This window comes from Geomonas diazotrophica, assembly GCF_018919385.1.
GTDB lineage: Bacteria > Desulfobacterota > Desulfuromonadia > Geobacterales > Geobacteraceae > Geomonas > Geomonas diazotrophica.
This window is the reverse complement of the sequence record NZ_JAHLMF010000010.1, coordinates 36,116-53,209: the sequence shown is the minus strand read 5'-3', so window position 1 is coordinate 53,209 and position 17,094 is coordinate 36,116. Positions and strand designations below refer to the sequence as shown.

General features: G+C 64.5%; 11 protein-coding genes. 4 read left to right on the top strand and 7 right to left on the bottom strand.

Features of this window, described 5'->3' with window-relative positions; all coding sequences use genetic code 11:
- Position 1 precedes the first annotated feature (1 nt).
- The 5 genes from KOM00_RS12485 to KOM00_RS12465 form a co-directional block, all read right to left on the bottom strand.
- Positions 2–7,378 (bottom strand): type I polyketide synthase, encoded by a 7,377-nt coding sequence (locus KOM00_RS12485; RefSeq protein ID WP_216499258.1) that lies wholly within the window; start codon positions 7,376–7,378, stop codon positions 2–4.
- Positions 7,375–8,988 (bottom strand): PfaD family polyunsaturated fatty acid/polyketide biosynthesis protein, encoded by a 1,614-nt coding sequence (locus KOM00_RS12480; protein WP_216499256.1) that lies wholly within the window; start codon positions 8,986–8,988, stop codon positions 7,375–7,377. Before KOM00_RS12480 ends, KOM00_RS12485 begins: the two co-directional genes overlap by 4 nt.
- Positions 8,989–9,244: 256 nt before the next feature.
- Positions 9,245–9,898 carry an arylesterase gene (locus KOM00_RS12475; RefSeq protein ID WP_216499255.1) on the bottom strand — a complete coding sequence of 218 codons (654 nt, stop codon included), beginning with the start codon at positions 9,896–9,898 and terminating at the stop codon, positions 9,245–9,247.
- A 111-nt stretch (positions 9,899–10,009) separates the two neighbouring features.
- A complete protein-coding gene (locus tag KOM00_RS12470) occupies positions 10,010–12,508 on the bottom strand; it encodes an ABC transporter permease (protein WP_216499253.1) in 2,499 nt (832 codons plus the stop codon).
- On the bottom strand, positions 12,501–13,181 hold the full coding sequence (locus tag KOM00_RS12465; protein WP_216499252.1) for an ABC transporter ATP-binding protein: 681 nt from the start codon (positions 13,179–13,181) through the stop codon (positions 12,501–12,503). Before KOM00_RS12465 ends, KOM00_RS12470 begins: the two co-directional genes overlap by 8 nt.
- Before the next feature lie 158 nt (positions 13,182–13,339).
- Between KOM00_RS12465 and KOM00_RS12460 the strand changes: the two genes are divergently transcribed.
- Complete coding sequence (locus KOM00_RS12460) at positions 13,340–13,546, top strand: hypothetical protein (RefSeq protein ID WP_236026928.1); 207 nt, start codon at positions 13,340–13,342, stop codon at positions 13,544–13,546.
- A 73-nt stretch (positions 13,547–13,619) separates the two neighbouring features.
- On the opposite strand, the gene KOM00_RS12455 is transcribed toward KOM00_RS12460, so the two are convergent.
- Together KOM00_RS12455 and KOM00_RS12450 are read right to left on the bottom strand one after the other, a co-directional pair.
- Positions 13,620–13,796, bottom strand: a complete 177-nt coding sequence (locus KOM00_RS12455; RefSeq protein WP_216499250.1) for a rubredoxin — start codon at positions 13,794–13,796, stop codon at positions 13,620–13,622.
- 26 nt (positions 13,797–13,822) lie between these two features.
- Positions 13,823–14,305 carry a universal stress protein gene (locus tag KOM00_RS12450; RefSeq protein ID WP_216499249.1) on the bottom strand — a complete coding sequence of 161 codons (483 nt, stop codon included), beginning with the start codon at positions 14,303–14,305 and terminating at the stop codon, positions 13,823–13,825.
- Positions 14,306–14,552: 247 nt separating this feature from the next.
- On the opposite strand from KOM00_RS12450, the gene KOM00_RS12445 reads away from it, so the two are divergent.
- The 3 genes from KOM00_RS12445 (at position 14,553) to KOM00_RS12435 (ending at position 17,083) form a co-directional block, all read left to right on the top strand.
- Positions 14,553–15,182 (top strand): DUF4136 domain-containing protein, encoded by a 630-nt coding sequence (locus KOM00_RS12445; protein ID WP_216499248.1) that lies wholly within the window; start codon positions 14,553–14,555, stop codon positions 15,180–15,182.
- A 9-nt stretch (positions 15,183–15,191) separates the two neighbouring features.
- Entirely contained in the window at positions 15,192–15,752 is a 561-nt protein-coding gene (locus tag KOM00_RS12440; protein ID WP_216499246.1) for a DNA-3-methyladenine glycosylase, read from the top strand.
- 188 nt (positions 15,753–15,940) lie between these two features.
- Positions 15,941–17,083: a sensor histidine kinase gene (locus tag KOM00_RS12435; protein ID WP_216499245.1), complete on the top strand. Its 1,143-nt coding sequence runs from the start codon at positions 15,941–15,943 to the stop codon at positions 17,081–17,083.
- Positions 17,084–17,094: the final 11 nt, after the last annotated feature.

Sequence of the window (17,094 nt, the reverse complement as noted above, 5' to 3'; positions counted from 1 at the left end):
CCTACGCCGCCCCCACAACCGTCACGGTTCTAAGCTTGTTGCGCTGGAAGGCCTGCTTCAAGGAGGGGTCGATGACGCACTCGTATCCTTCCAGGCGTGCGACCAGCTTGCCGCTGCTGCGATCGAGGAACTCCATGTCGGCGCTGGCGCCGTGCTGGCTCTCGGAGGTGACGCGGATGACGACCTGGACCCCCTCGCGCGGGAAGGACTCCTGGAACTGCCGGTAGCGCGCGGCGAAGCAGGGGAGGGAACCTGCGCCGAAGCGCTCGAAACTCCAGAGGATCATCATCTGGAAGGCGCTGTCGAGGACCAGCGGATCGGTGAGCCAGGAGCTCCTCAGGGGACGCCTGATCCACTTGGCAGGCGCCGGTGCGCCCTTGACCGAAGCGGCGATCCCCTTGGCGGAGCAGCCGTCCACCTGCTCGATGCCGTGCAGGTCCGGCCCGTGGAACAGGCGCTCGTTGTTGTAGATCACGCCGTCGCGCGGTGCGTACGGGGTGCTCGGGATCTCCTTGATGGAGCGGATCCCCTCGGGGTGCTTGGTGGCCAGCACGATCTCGGCGCGGGCGTGCAGGATGGTCTTGCCGTTGACGCCCGGGCTGGAGAGTTCAACAGGAACCAGCCAGAACGACTCGCGTTTTTCAGCGCGTCCCGCCATCACGTTCAGCGTGAACGGGGTGTTGTCCTCAAAGACGACCCCCTTGCAGATGCGCAGGTCGTTGAAGCCGTGGAAACGGAAACCCGGGTTGCCGTGCAGCGCGCCGTGGGCGAGCCATTCGACGATGACGGCCATGGGAAGCACCGCCTTGCCGTCCAGCACGTGGGAGCGCAGGAAGGGGTATTCCGGAACGGTCAGCGTGAGCGAGAACGCCTCGGACAGGCTCTGCTGCTTGCCGGCCGCGGGTGCGGCGACGCCCACCTGACCGGGGAGCTGGGCGATGGCCACGATTTCCACCGGCGCGTCGGCTGCGGAGATCTCGCGCGCCAGGAAATCGCCGCCTTCGGCAAGGCCGATGACCCCTATCCCTTCGGAGGCGAATACCTTCTTCAGTGCCGGGGTCACCATCCCGCCGTCCCACGGTCCCCAGTTGATGCTGACGCAGCGGCAGCCGGAACGGCGGCGCGCCTCGGCCTGGGCAGTCTTGTTCAGCACCTCGTTGGCCACCGCGTAATCGACCTGTCCAACGCGGCCGAAACGGCCGGTGGAGGAGGAGAAGAGGGCTATGAACTTGAGGTCGTCGTTGCGGGTCGCGTGGAGCAGGGCGCGCAGACCGTGCACCTTGGTGGAGTAGACCTGCTCGAACTGCTCGGGGGTCTTGTCCACGATGAGCCGGTCGGCCAGGACGCCCGCGCCATGCACCACGCCGCGGATGGGGCCGTGGGCGCGGCGCACCTCGCCGAGCAGGAGCTCCATCGCGCTCTGGTCACGGATGTCGACCGAACGGTAGATGGCCTCGGCGCCGGTGGCGGCGATGGCGGTCAGCGTCTCGCGCAGTTCGCGCCCGGCAACCACGGAGCGGTAACGCTCCTCGATTTCGCGGGGATGGAGCTTGCCGGTGGCGTGCTGCATGATGGCGCGCTTGATCTCACCTTCGTCCATGATGCCGGCGAGCCAGGCGGGCTCCTCCTGCGGCTCCGGGCTGCGGCCGAGAAGCACCAGGAACGGATGATATTCCTTCGCCAGCGCCAGCGCCGAAACGGCGGTCACACCTCGGCCGCCGCCGGTGATGACCACGACGTCACCCTGCTCCAGGACCGGATCGGTCGGGGCCGATGCGGCCGGAAGCACGGCAGTCTGCAGGCCGAAACGACCTTCCGGGGTCAGGCCGACTTCTACCGGTCCGCTACGCAGCATTTCGACGGCCACGGCACCTGCGGCGGCTGCGGGATGGGCGAATTCGCCCAGGTCGATCGCCTTGCAGGTGACTTCCGGCCATTCGAAGGCGGCGGTCTTGGTGAGACCGGCCAGGGCGCCGGAAAGGGGATCCTTCAGCGTCTTGGTAAAGCCGAAACCGAAGGCGCCGTCCAGGCGGGAAACCGTGACGCACACGGCGCCGTCGGCGCGCCCGGACTCGATCAAGGCCGTTGCGGCGTTCTTGAGGAGCAGGAAGGCGTTTTCCAGGAACAGGTCGTCGGTGCCGGCCACGGGCGCGCAGATGACCAGGCCGGAGAGCTTCCCAGCCGGTGCGATCTGTTGTGCCTGTGCCGCGTTCACCTTGCGCACCGAGCAGCCGTGCTCGAGCAGGATGCCGCACAGTTCCGCGGCAAAGGCGGAGCCGTCGTCGGTGACCCAGATCTCGCCGTCGTTGGCAAGGGTGATGGCGTCATCGTCACTGTCTCCGAGCAGCACCGGGATCATGGAGCTGCGCTGGATCGGGTGAGCGGTTGTCTCTACCGGAGCGGCAGCGGCAACGGCAGGCGCTGCATCGGTAGAGACAGGAGCAGCAACCTCGACAGCGGCAGGGGCGGCAGGGGCGGCCGGTGCGGAAGCAGCCGTTTGTGCCGGTTGTGCAGGACCAGCGAGGAAATTGGCGATGTCGCCCAAGGTCCGTAGCGTCCCCAGGTGTTCCGGGCCGATGGCCGGGCAGGCCGGGAGGCGCTCCTGCAGGGCGGAAAGGATCTCGACCCGCTTGATCGAGTCGATGCCCAGGTCGGAGTCCATGCCCATGGTCAGTTCCAGCATCTCGGCCGGGTAGCCGGTCTTGTCGCTGACGACTTCGAGCAGGGCTTCGCAGACGGCGGCGTGATCGACAGCGGCGGTTGGGGCCGCAACGGGTGCAGCAGGCGCAGTCGGGGCGGCAACAGCAGCAACCGTAGCAGCGGCAGGTCCGGCACCGAGAAAGCCGGCGATGTCGCCCAGGGTGCGCAGGGTGCCCAGGTGTTCCGGCCCGATGGTCGGCGAGCCGGGGAGGCGCTCCTGCAGCGTGGACAGAATCTCGACGCGTTTGATGGAGTCGATGCCGAGGTCGGAGTCCATGCCCATGGTCAGTTCAAGCATCTCGGTCGGATAGCCCGTCTTCTCGCTCACTACCTCAAGCAGAACGGCGGCGACGTCTGCACCGGCAGGTGCCGCTGCCGCAGTTTGAGGTGCTGCTACCGGGGCTGCCGCTGTTACGGAAGCCGTGCCCGCGGCGAGGTGCCCGGCGATATCGCCCAGGGTACGTAAAGTGCCAAGGTGTTCGGGGCCGATAGCCGGGGAGCCGGGCAGACGCTCCTGCAGCGTGGACAGGATTTCGACCCGCTTGATGGAATCTATACCGAGGTCGGAGTCCATCCCCATTTCCAGTTCGAGCATTTCCACGGGGTAGCCAGTCTTCTCGCTCACGACGGCGAGGAGAGTTTCAGTCACCTGTGCGGCGCCAATGCCAGCAGCGGTGGCGGCAACGGCGGTAGCAACGGGTGCTACTGCTGCAACGGCAACCGCACCAGCAGCGAGATGGCCCGCGATGTCGCCCAGCGTGCGCAGGGTGCCCAGGTGCTCGGGGCCGATGGCCGGGGAGCCGGGCAGGCGCTCCTGCAGCGTGGAGAGGATCTCTACCCGCTTGATGGAATCGATGCCGAGATCGGAGTCCATCCCCATCTCGAGTTCCAGCATCTCAACCGGGTAGCCGGTCTTCTCGCTGACCACGGCGAGGAGGGTTTCGGTTACCTGGCTGGCGGCGGCACCCGCTTGCGGCGCGGCAACGGGCGCGGCAGCGCTGGCAGCGACGGTCGATACGGTCGATACGGTACCGGCGGCGAGGTGCCCGGCGATGTCCCCCAAGGTGCGCAGGGTGCCGAGGTGCTCAGGTCCAATCACCGGAGAGCCCGGAAGGCGCTCCTGCAGGGTGGAGAGGATCTCGACGCGCTTAATGGAATCGATGCCGAGATCGGAATCCATGCCCATGTCCAGTTCAAGCATCTCAATGGGATAGCCGGTCTTCTCGGAGATCACGGTCAAGAGGGTCTGGGTAATCTGACTGGCGTCGGCGCCCTTCGGAGCGGCAGGTGCCGAAACAGCGGGCGCGGCCACGACAGGCGACGCAGCTGCAATGGCAACAGCCGGAGCGGCAACGGCAGCGGCAACCGGGGCGGCAACCGGGGCGGCAACCGGAGCGGCAACCGGGGCCACGTAGGCAGGCGCCTGCGGGACGGCGACGGGCGCGGCCGGTGCAACTGCAGCCGGCGTTGCGTAGGTGGCCGGAGCAATCGGTGCGCCCATGATGAGCCGTTGCTGCTGTTCGAGGAGTGTCTGGAAGGTCTTCGCTGCGGCTTCCTGCCCTTCGAGGAAGCGGCGGTGCAGCAGCGCGGTATCCTCCTGCATTTTCTGCAGAACAGCCATTCCTTCACGGGCCAGGCGCAGAGACTCGTTCAACGCACCATGAGAGGCCGGCTGAGCGACAGGCTGCGGCTGATAGGCAGGCGCTACGGGTGCGGCGTTCTGGTAGCCGGCTTGCTGCGGTACGGCGGCTGCGGCTTGAGCCGGAGCAGCGGATGCTGCTGCCGTAGCGACCGGAGCCTGCGGTGCCGCCACCATGACGGGTTTCGGCTGGACCGGCGGCTTCTTCGGCTTGGCTTTCACGTAGTTGGCGCCGCACAGCGGGATGGTCAGCGCGGGCTTCTTGCCGGTCGGTGCCGGGGCGGGGGTATGCCCCTCGTCCCAGAGCGCCATGTTCACGCCGTAGCCGAGCACGGCAAGCTGCGCCAGGGTGCGGGCCAGGTCGGCGACCCCGCCACGCTTGCCGGAGGAGGCATCGAGGGCGAAGGCCGCGTGGGGACGATTGCCGAGGATGGCCTGCGCGAGGCCCGTCAGCCGGTTGCCCGGGCCCACTTCGACGAAGTTGGTGATCCCGGCGGCGTACATCGCCTCGATCTCGGCGACGAACTCGACCGGCTTGGCGAGTTGGGCGGCAAGCTGTGCCTTGGCAGCGGTCGCGTCGGCCGGGTAGACGGCGGCGGTGGTGTTGGCGTAGACCGGGATCTTTGCCTGCGACATGTCGATCTTTTCCAGCGCGGCCAGGAACGGCCTGGCGGCGTCGGCGACCAGCGCGCTATGGAAGGCGGCGGCAACCGGCAACTCCTTGCAGGTAAGGTCGAGTCCTTTGAAGACGGTCACGGCGCGCTTGATCTCGGCGCTGGCGCCGGAAAGAACGGCCTGGGTGGGGGCGTTCTTGTTTGCGATGACCAGGTCGAGCTTCTCGGCGGCGACGACCTCGGCGATCTTTTCCAGCGGCGCGGAGACGGCCAACATGCTCCCCTTGTCACCGGAGCCGGCGCCCATCAGCTTGCCGCGCAGGCGGGACAGTTCGTGCAGGGCGCTTTCGTCGAGCCTTCCGGCGGCGCACAGGGCGGTGAGTTCACCGTAGCTGTGACCGGCGACCGCGTCGGGTTCGACGCCGAAATCGCGCAGCACGCGCAGTGCACCGAGGCTGGTGGCGCCGATGGCGGGCTGGGCGACCTGGGTGGCGCGCAGTTCCTCTTCCTGCTTGGCGCGGCCTGCCTCATCGAAGGAGGAGGGGGGGTAAATCAAATCGGAAAGCATCTTGCCGTCAGCGGCGACGAAGCCGTCGTTGGCAGCGACAACGGCATCGAGCACCTGCGGGAACGTGCAGGCGAGGTCGTTGAGCATCCCGGTGTATTGCGAGCCCTGGCCGGGGAACAGCATGCCGAGCTTGCCGGGCGCGCCGCCGCAGGCAAAGTAGGCGCCGTCGGGTGTCTGCCAGGCGGATTTCGCGTTCTTGTCCAGCATGGCGCGGGCGTTCTTCACCAGGGAGGCGAGGTTGGTCTTGCCGCGCTCCACGACCAGCGCGAGACGGCAGGGCGCCTTCGCGTCGAAGGAGGCGCGGGAGTTAAGCGCCAGGTCGCGCAGGGCGCCCCAGGCGCTGTCGCCGGGAACCGAGTCGAGCTTGGCGGCCAGGGCAGCGCCGTCGGCACCGGAGAAGGCCAGGATCTGCGTGTTGCCGTCCCAGTCCACGCCCTGCTTCTTGGGCTGATATTCCTCGAGGACCACGTGGAAGTTGGAGCCGCCGAAACCGAAGGCGCTGACCGCGGCGCGGCGCGGCGCATCGGGACGGGGAAACCAGGGACGCTTGGCTGTCGGGAGATAGAAGGGGGAACTGTCGCCCACAACCGTCTGCTGCGGGGTCTGCACCTTGATGGTAGGCGGGATCACCTTGTGGTGCAGGGCGAGCGCGGCCTTGATGAGGCCGGCGGAACCCGCCGCGGCCTTGGTGTGGCCGATCTGTGACTTCACCGAACCGAGGGCGCACCACGGGTTATCGGCCTTGCCGTACACCTCGCGCAGCGCGCTCACTTCGACGGCGTCGCCGACCTTGGTGCCGGTGCCGTGCGCTTCCAGCATGCCGATGGTTTCCGGCGTGACGTCCGCGTTCCTGTAGGCGTTGAGGAGCGCCTTCTTCTGACCGGCAGAGCTCGGCGCGTAGATGGCGTCCCCTTTGCCGTCGCTGGAAGAACCGATGCCGCGGATTACCGCGTAGATCTGGTCGCCGTCGCGCTCAGCGTCCGCCAGGCGCTTCAAGACCACGATGCCGAGCCCTTCGCCCAGGATGGTGCCGTCGGCCGAGACGTCGAACGGCTTGGCGTTACCGGTGGGGGAAAGGGCGGGGGTCTTGCTGAAGCACATGTACATGAAGATGTCGTTGAAGGTGTCGATGCCACCGCTCACGACGATGTCCGATTTGCCGGACATGAGTTCCATGGAGGCGAGGTGCAGTGCGCTGAAGGAGCTGGCGCAGGCTGCGTCCACCACGCAGTTGGTGCCGCCTAAGTCGTACTGTTTGCTGATCCTCCCCGCGACCACGTTCCCCAGAAGGCCGGGGAAGGAGTTTTCCTGCCACGGGACGTAGGAGTCGGAGATGCGCTCGACCACGTCCTTGGCGGTCTCCTCGTCGACACCGGCGTCCTTGAGCGCGGAGCGCCAGACAGGGTGACCAAGGCGCGCCCCCAGCGGGATGACCAGTTCCAGGGTCCCGGTGACGCCCAGAATGACGGAGACGTTGCTCTTGTCGAAGGCGCGCTCGGGGCCGTAACCGGCGTCCTTCAGCGCCTGACCGGCGGCGACGAGGCCCAGGAGCTGGGATGTGTCGATCGCCTCCAGGACGTTGGGCGGGATGTTGAACTCCATCGGGTTGAAGTCGACAGGAGAGAGGAAGCCGCCGCGGCGGCCGTAGGTGCGGTCCGGGCTCTTCTGATCCTCGTCGTAATAGGCGTCCAACGGCCAGTGGGTGGAGGGGACTTCCGTGATGGCGTCGACCCCGTCCACGATGTTGGCCCAGTAGGCGTTTTTATCCGCTGCTTGCGGGAAGAGGCAACCGATGCCGATGATGGCAAGCTGATTTCCGTTGCTGGAGACGGCAGGTTTCAGATCATCAGTTTTCAACAAAGGTACTCCTTGATTTGTGCGATTTCGAGGGGTTGCGGTGCGATCTCCTCCAGGCGCAGCTCGATGCCCTGGCTGCGCAGGAAGTTGGCGCGGGTCAGGTGCGCCGCGCCATGCAGGATGTTGAGCGCAACGGTGACGATCTTGCGCTCGGCTGCCGCCTCGAGGAAGGAGCCGGCAGCCCATTCGTTGAAGGCGCCCATGGCGGGGCCGCACCAGACCTGGTAATCCATCTTGCGGGTTTCAACGCCGTCCTTGGCCCAGTGCGCACCCATGCCGAGGTACCAGCGGAAGACCAGCGCCATCTTGTGTTTGGGGTCGCGCTCGCTGCGCTCCACTTGGGAGGGGTCGCGCTTGAGGAAGTACTCCCGGGTCCCGCGCCATATCTCTTCCAGGGGCGCGAGGAACATGGTCTTTTCCAGCTTTTCGCGCTCCGCGGCCGGGATCTCGTCCATGCTGCCGTAGGCGCGGTAGAGCTCGTACAGCTTGGCCGCACGCATCGGGAACATGGTGCCGCGCTTCAAGACCTGCACGGTGACACCCATCTCGAACATGTCGGCGGCGGGGGCCATGGTGACGTCGGCCTGGCGGGTACCTGCCAGCATGGCGCGAACGGTGTCCGAGGTGCCCGACTCGACGCAGGCCTGGTTTACCGAGCCGGTCATGATGTAGGCGGCACCCATGGCGAAGGCGGCTGCGGCAGAGGCGGGAGTGGAGACGCCGCCGCCGAGCCCGACGCGAAGCTTGCAGCCGTAGCCGTACTGACGCTCAAGCCGTGCGGCGAGCGAGTTGATGGTCGGGAACAGGGCCATGGCCGGGCGGTTGTCGGTATGTCCGCCGGAATCGGCCTCGGCGGTCACGTCCTGGGCCAGCGGCACGTGGGCGGCGAGCTCGGCCTGTTCGGCGGTGATGGAGCCGTTTTCAACCAGGGCGCGCAGGAGCTTCTCGGGGGGCGGGGCGAAGAATTTCGCCGCCAACTCCTCGCGCGACACCTTGGCGATGATCCGGTTGGGGGTGACGATGCTGCCGTCGTCGGCTCTCTTGATGCCGTGCAGGCGGTAGCGCACCAGGGGGAGGGTCAGGGCGAGAAAGGCGGAGGCCTCGATGATGCGGACCCCCTTGCGGATATAGAGCTCGGCCAGTTCCTTCTCAAGCTCCGGCTCGTGCGGGGAATGGATCAGGTTGAAGCCGTAGGGGATGTCGCCAAGGGATGCCTTCAGCCGATCGGCGGTCTCGGAAACCGTGGCGATGGGGAGGCCGGCAGCACCGAAGAAACCGAGCATCCCGGCACGCCCGAGCTCTTCTGCCATGGCTGCGGAGCTGATCCCCTTGGCCATGGAGCCGCCCAGGTACGGGTAGCGGATGCCGATCTCGCGGCAGAACGAGGGGTCGCCCAGGTTCTCGGGGAGGCAGGCGGGGGCGTACCCCACGCAGGACTGCACGCTCCCAGCGCCGCCCAACTGGGGGACGAGGTCGCCGTCCCGCTGCACTAGGTACAGGGGGTGGCGTACGACGCGGAGCGCGTCTCTAAGACTCATAACGGCATGCTCGGAACTCTCGGATTTGGCAGAGCGAGCGCCAGACTCGCCCTGAAGAGAAAAAAGATCCAAACGGGATTCTCCTGTTGCCACGAATTTGCAGCGGAGTTGCGGCGGCGTAAAGGTACTGAAAAAGGCAGAAATGTACGGCTCGGGCATAGAGAAGGCAGCTTCGCGCATCTGGTCGATTGCTGCAACGAAAAGCGGATCCGGCTGTATGCAATGGTGCCCAGTTTAACAGAGTACCTGTACATTAAATCGTGCAAAAAAGCAAGACAAGACGCGGGTTCAGGGCAACTTTTAACAGTTCGGGAGGAGGAGCCGTGGCTCAATGTCCTCCCTTTTGCTTGATGGCCTCGAGCAGGTAGGGATAAACCGTATCGACGATGATGGCGTAACCCGTGCCGGTAGGGTGGACGCCGTCTGAGAGGTTGAGACTCTCCTTGCCCGCCACCTTGTCCAAAAAGAACGGGATCAGGATCACCTTGTGTTCCTTGGCGACGCGGGGGTAGATGGCGGCGAACTTGCCGGTGTAGGCAGGTCCCAGGTTCCTCAGCATCTTCATGCCGGCCAGGACGACGACCACCCCCTTGGCCCGCAGCGAGGCCACGATCTTGTCGATGTTGCGGCGAGTCAGTTCGGGATCCTGGCCGCGCAGCCCGTCGTTGGCGCCGGTTTCCAGGATCACGATGTCGGGCTTAAGTTTCATGACCCAGTCCACGCGGGCCAGGGCGCCGGAGCTGGTTTCGCCGCTGATGCCGGCGTTGATCACGGTCCACTGGTAGCCGGCCTGCTGCAGCTTGCGTTGCAACCGGGCCGGGTACGCTTCCGATTCGGGCACGCCTAAGCCGGCGGTGAGGCTGTCGCCGAAGGCGACGATGGTGCCGCGGCCGGCCGGTTTTGCGGCGCCTGCGGCGAACACCGCCCCCGCGCCGGCAACGGCGCAGAGTGCCAGGGTGAAGATGGTGAAGAAGCTGCGCATGTCTTTCTCCTTTGCAGGTGGACCCGTGGCCCCAGTGCCCGCCGTGGCCCCAGTGCCCTCAGTGAAGCGGGGGGGGACGCGCCGCCCCCTAGCCTCTAGTCCTTCGCCTTTCTACTCGTCCGACTGCTCGCGCAGGAAGGTCACCGGCTTTTGGCGCAGCAGCGGCAGGGCCACGGCCAAACCGACCAGTACCACCAATGACGTGGTCCCCAGCAACAGCAGCAGGCTGTCAACGGGGTAAGGCTGGTACCCCATGTCGAGCCCCTTGCGGCAGATGAGCAGACTGGCCACTTGGGACATGAATAGGGCGATCACGCCGCTGACGAGCCCCAGCAGCAGGTTCTCTGCGGCGAAAACCGCCAGCACGAACCTGCGCCTCGCCCCCAGGATGGTGAAGTAGACGGCTTCCTGGATCCGCGCGTAGCGGGTCGCGAACACCGAGCTTACCACGATCAGCACCCCGGCGACGATACTGAACGCGGTGAAGAAGCGCACGATGGTGGACAGTTTCCCCATGATGCGCCCGAAGACGACCACCGTCTCGGTAAGATCTATGACGCTCACGTTGGGAAACTGGGCAACGACCTGGTTCTGCAGGGAGCTTATGCGCTCCTTGTCCACCCGGACCGCGGCGAAGATGGTGTACGGCGCGCCGGAAAGCGCATCAGGCGGGAAAACGAAATAGAAAAAGGGCGTAAAACCACTGCTGGTGCGGGTGCGGATGCTTGCGATACGGGCGGTCATAGGGACGCCCTGGATCTTGAAGGTGATGCTGTCGCCCACCTTCATGTCGTGCATCTTGAGCACCGTGTCCAGCACGGACACCTGCAAGGCATCCTTCCAGTCCTTTCTGAACAGCGTGCCGCCGGAAACGATGCGCTCGTCGGAAAGGAGATCGCTGCGGTAGGTAAGGTTCATCTCCCGCCCAAGGTTGTCGCCGCGCGATTTTCGCTCCTGTTCCGGATCGATCGCCTTGTCATTCACGGCACTCACCGTCCCCTTGACGATGGGGTAGTAATCGGCGCCGCCCCCCAGAAGCCTCGCCACGCCTTCCTTCTGGTCGGGCTGGATGTCGATCAGAAAGACGTTGGGGGCGCCGGGCGGGAAGGATTCGATGAAGCTTGCGTCGAGGTTCTTCTCTACCAGGGTGATGGAGAAGATCACTCCCAGGGCGGCCGAAAGGGTGACGATGATGGAGAGGGAGGCGTTGTGCGGCCGGAACAGCCCCCTGAGTGCCTGCCTGAGCGCGAGGTTGCCCGGTCGGCTCGCCTTGAGCAGCCGCAGCACCAGGCTGGCAAGCAGGTAGGAGACCAGGATGAGCGCCACGAGGGCCAGCATGAAGTAAAGCCCCGTCTTCAGGTCGCGCAGCCGGAGCAGCACCATGGAGAGAAAAAAGAGCGCGCCCAGCCAGGCGATGATCCAGGAGGAACGGCTCCAGATCCTGGCGGCGTCCTCCTTGCCGAAGATGGCGCGAGGCTTCACCTCCTTGAGCCGGTAAAGGGGGAGGGCGGTGAACAGGAGCACCACCGTCAGGCCGATGAACATCCCCTGCCAGATGGCACTGAACGAGATCTGCAGCGTCACCTGGGCGGGTATGAGCCCGCTGAACAGGGCGGGAAGGAAGCGCTGTAACACGAAACTGCCGGTGAGGCCGACCAGGGTGCCGATCGCCCCGAGAACCAGGGTCACGGAGAGGAAGTGCCCGATGATGAAGCGGCTTTTCGCCCCCAGGGCCTTCAGTACCGCGATGGTCCGCTCCTGCTCCTTCAGCAGGGCGAAAAGGGTGCTCTGGATGCCGAAGCCCGAAAGAAGCAGCGTAAAGATGCCGCTCAGGTTGAGGAAGAAGAGGAGGTTGTCGAAGAAGCGCTTCACCCTTGAGCCGGCGTTCTTGTAGGTGGCGACATGTACGCGGGTTTCGTCGCTTGCGGCCGCAAGGCGTGCGGCGACGGCATCAAGGTCCCCCTGGTGCGCCAGCTTGAGCAGGGTCACGTGCTCAACGCGGCTCCCCAAGCCGATCAACCCGAGCGCCTCCCTATCCGCCGCTGCGACGAAAACCCTGGGGCCCAGCGAAAAGAAATTCACCGGCCGGTCAGGCTCCTGCAACACCACGTCGCGTACGACCAGCGTTTCGTTCCCCACCTTGAGGGAATCTCCCAGGCGCAGGTGCAAGCGGTCCAGAAGCTGCTGTTCCACGACCAGGCTCCCCGGCTTGAGCACCTCGGCCAGCGCCTTTCCTGAGCGGAGCAGCACCCTGCCGTAGAAGGGGTATCCCGGCTCGACCACCTTCAGGTTGCAGAGCAGGGAACCTTCACCCGTTACCTTCTGAACCACCGAGTAAAAATCCCAAAACCTGGCACTTTTGGCCTGTCCGTTTTGCACCAGTGTGGCGATTTCCTTCTCCACCGAAGGGAGGAGGGGGGCGTGGGACCTGACGATGACGTCGCCGGCATGCAGCGACTGCGCGTCGCGCAGAAGCGAGCTCTCCACGCTCTCCCGGAAGCTCCCCAACGAGACCAGGGTGATCATGGAGAGGGCGACGCAGAGAATGAAGACGGCGCACTGCCGCTTCGCTCCAGTCATCTGTCGCGCGATGAAGCGGAGGTTAACCATGAGCCGTGTCCGTGACCACCCGCCCGTCCTTGAGCGTCACCACGCGGTCCGCGCTCCGTGCGATCTCGGGACTGTGGGTCACCAGGAGCAGGGTGGTGCCGCGCTCGCGCTGCAGCTTCAGGAGCAGTTGTAGTATCGCGGATCCGTTGACCGAGTCGAGGTTGCCCGTCGGTTCGTCAGCGAAGATGATGCGCGGGTCGTTGATCAGGGCGCGGCAGATGGCGCAGCGCTGCTTCTCGCCGCCGGAGAGCTGGTGCGGAAAGCTGGCCATCCGGTGTGCCAGACCGACGCGCTCCAAGAGCGCCCCCGCCTTGGACCGGGCCGCGCGGTCCTGCCTCAGCTCGGCCGGGAAGGTGACGTTCTCCAGGGCCGTCAGCGATGGCACCAGGTGAAAGGACTGGAACACGAAGCCGAAGGTGCTGTTGCGCAGCGGGGCGAGGGCGTCCTCGGCGAGGTCGGTGATGTCGCGCCCCTCGATGCATACGCGCCCTTGATCGGGGCGGTCCAAGCCGGAAAGTATGGTGAGGAGGGTCGACTTGCCGCTGCCGCTTTCTCCCTTTACCACCAGGAATTCCCCCTCGGACACTTCCAGGGAAATGCGGTCGAGCACGGTTATGTCGCGGCTGTCGATACGGTAGTTTTTAGTAACGTCGAGCGCTTGCAGGATGGTCATCAGGGTAGGGTTCCGATCTTCAACGAGGCTGAACTGCACAGACGGAAGTTTACAGTTAGAATTTTTTTATTATACTCTTCAGCTCGGGACGCATGATTTCTCGTTCCTACATAGTCCCAAAACCAGGAGAGGTTGCCATGCGAAAGTCCGGATGTCGAATGAAAAAAAGGGTGCGCTGCTTCGCCGACTGTAAAACCAGCAGCGTCGGCGCCGTCATGCCAGGCAGCGGCAAGCCTTTATACTACTGCAGCCTCGACGATGCGGAGTGCCGTTACGCGCTGCCGGTCGGCTATGACATCGTCTGCAGGCATCCCGACTGTGAGCTGTTCGATACAGAGCACCCCGCCCGCCATCCCTACCGTTGAACGCGACTCAAAAGAAAAGGGGCAGGTCCCAGGAACTGCCCCGCAGGTTTCTATCTGGTCATCCGGTACCCCGTCAGCGCTCCGGTTCCTCGGGATACGGTTCGAAGAAGCCCTTGGCGGCCTTGCACACGGGACAGTGCCAGTCAGGCAGCAACTCCTCGAACGAGATATCGGGCGGGACGTCGTTGACGGGGTCCCCCTCGGAAGGGTCGTAGACGTACTGGCAAATGGTGCAGATCCATCGCTGCATGGGCAATCTCCCCTCGCTTGCGCGTGCTACCACTCAACCGAATCCGGCTCCCTCTTGACGAGCAGGATGCTGCAGGGCATGCGGCGCAGGATGGCGTCGTTGTCCCGGCCAAAGAGTATATGCTCGATGCGCCCTTCTTCATGGGCAAGCAGCACCATGAGGTCGATCTTCTCGTCCTTCACCACCTGCATGATCTCGTCGACCGGCTTTCCTTCCTTGATGAGGACCTTGATGGGAAGCCCGGAGCGTATCTCCTGGCCGATCATCTTGTCGAGTTCGTCCTTGGCCCGCTCCCTGGTGCTGGCGTAGTTCTTGACCTCGTCGGGAATGGCGCTGGGCGCATTCAGCGCGCCTCCCGCCATGCTCATGGTCCCTTCCGGACTGGTGACGATATGGAGCACCATGAGTTCGGAGCCGTATCTCCTGGCGATTGAGACGCCTGCCTGGACTGCATCCCGGCAGTATTCGCTCATCCTGTTGACCACGAGAACGCGTTTGTAATTTTCCATGGCCTTGCCTCCTGAGTGAACGTCGCTTGTGTGGACCCCGGTTTTCCTGCAAAAAAAGCATCCGCCTGAACCGTGCCACCTGTTTTAGGTGTCAACGAATCCGACGAAGGAGAGGCGCTAATGATCGCCCCCCCAGTATATACGATTGCCAACCTGCGGCAACTTGGTATAAATATTTCCAATCTTGCACCGGCCCCCTTCAGATCCCTGCCTGCAGGTAATTCCACGCCGTTAACGGAGGTGACACATGCGCAACCTGATCAGGATCGCCGTACTCTTGTGCCTGACCACCCTGCTTTGTTCCTGCGCTTCGGTTTCCGTGGTGGACACCTGGCGCAACCCGGCGCTGACCGGCAGCCGGGTGCACAAAGTGCTCGTGGTGAGCTTCGCCAGACAAGGGGGGGGCCGCGCCGTGTACGAGGACATGCTGGTCAGTGAACTGCAAAAGCATGGGGTCGAGGCGGTAGCGAGCCATACGATCCTGTCGCAGGCAACGCTGCCGGACTGGCGCGCACTCGACCGGGCCGTGCGATCAACGGGATCGCAGGGAATACTCACCGTGCAGACCATCAAGGTGGAAAAGCAGATGACGGTGCAACCTAGTGCAATCGCGTCGCCGTATCCCGGCTACTGGTACCCTCCCGCCTTCCCGGATTGGAACTTCCCCGGTTACTACCAATCCATGGCCATCTACGGCCCGAGCTACGTGACCACCTACGACATCGCCACCGTGCAGGTAAACCTGTTCGACGCGGGTTCAGACAAACTGCTCTGGGCCGGCACCATGCAGGCCTACGAGCCGGAAGCTGTCACCAGGGTAGGGAAGGACCTGGCGCACAAGGTGGTCGAGTCCCTCAAAAAGGAAGAACTGATCTAGGAGTCCCCGATGCCTTGCCTGGGCCCGGTGCCGCGCTCCTTCTACGACCGCGACACCATCGATGTGGCACACGATCTCCTTGGAGCATTCCTGGTCCACGATGTGGCCGGAGAGGTGAGGGTGGGGAAAATCGTCGAGGTGGAGGCGTATCTCGGCGAGCTCGACCTGGCGGCGCACTCTTCCAGGGGGCTCACGCCGCGCACCCGCATCCTCTTCGGCCCGCCCGGCTTTGCCTACGTCTATCTCATCTACGGGATGTACTTTTGCATGAACGTGGTGACCGAGCGGGAAGGAAACGCCTGCGCCGTGTTGCTGCGCGCCCTGGAACCGGTGCGAAACCTGCGCGATCGCAGCCAGGGACCGGGGCTGCTTTGCCGTGCCATGGGGATCGATCTGCGCCACAACGGCCACGACCTTGAGAGCCCGGACTTCTTCATCGCGCCCCGGGACGAGAACGAAGCGCGCCAGGTGGTGGCGCGGCCTCGCATCGGCGTCGCATACTCGGGCATCTGGGCCGCGAAGCCGCTTCGCTTCTACCTCGAGGGAAGCAGGTACATCTCAAGGAAGTAACAGCACAATCAATCCACGCCCCTCCTCTTTACCGCACTTCTCCCCCTTGTGGTGGACCTGACAGAGATCCTGATCGGCCGACGTGCCGTATCTCCTGGCGAAGTTCAACGTAGCCCTGCGCTCAAAACATTAGTGCAAACAAATCTCACTCCGCTATACTCTTCTGCATTTGCCAAGGAGAGCCCGCCATGGAAATGGAACAGGCCGAGCAACTCTACCGATTGATGTTCACCAACATGAGGGAGGCGCTCGTTATCCTGCACCTGGACGTGCGAAACCCGGACGCACCGCCGCAAATCATCGAGATGAACCCGGCGGCGGTGAAACTTTGTCGCTGTTCGTCCTTCAACTTCCAAAGTTGCCTAGTGACCGACTGCTTTCCCTACTGGTTCGATGAGGACCGGTTCAAGGAGCAGTGCCACCGGCTGGCCGCCTTTGGAGGATCACAGGAACTGGGGGAGGTTGCCCGGGAGGACCTCTTTTACCGGATCCGGATCTTCGCCCTTACGGACAACCACATCGGCATGGTGATCAGCGACTGCACCCGGTACCGCGAGGAGGAGGCGGAAATCGCCGACCTGAGCGCCAAGCTGGAAAAGGAAGCCGCCACCATGGAGCGGCGCGTCGCCGAACGCACGGCCCAGCTCGAGGAAATCAACGAGGAACTCGATTCCTTCGCCTTCTCCGTCTCCCACGACCTCCGGGCGCCCATACGCGCCATGCAGGCCTTCGCCGAGATCCTGCTGGACGACGAACAGCAGACCCCGGCTGAGCGAAATGCCTACCTTGTCCGCATCAAGACCGCGGCCCAAGGGATGGACCAGCTCATCCAGGACCTGCTCGCCTACAGCCGCGTCAGCAGGCAGGAGATCACCCTCGAGCCGGTGAGCCTGGAACAGGTGGTGCGCGACGCGGCCCAGCAGCTGGAACTGGCCGCGGGCGGCAAGGCCTACCGCCTGGAGATATCAAGCGACCTCCCCACCGTGATCGGGCACCCGGCGGTTCTGGTCCAGGTGGTACTCAACCTGATGACCAACGGCATCAAATTCGTGCCCAAGGGGGTGGTCCCTCTGCTGCGCATCTGGACCGACGAGTCGCAGGAGTACTGCCGTCTGTACGTTGAGGACAACGGCATCGGCATAGCGCCGCAGCACCAGGAGAGGATCTTCAAGATCTTCGAACGCCTGCACAGCATGGAGAGCTACCCCGGGACGGGGGTCGGGCTTGCCATCGTGCGCAAGGCGGTGCAGCGCCTGGGCGGGCGGATCGGGTTGGAATCGAATGAAGGGGAGGGGAGCCGGTTCTGGATTGAACTCAGGAGGGCGGAATAGCGCCGGGGGAA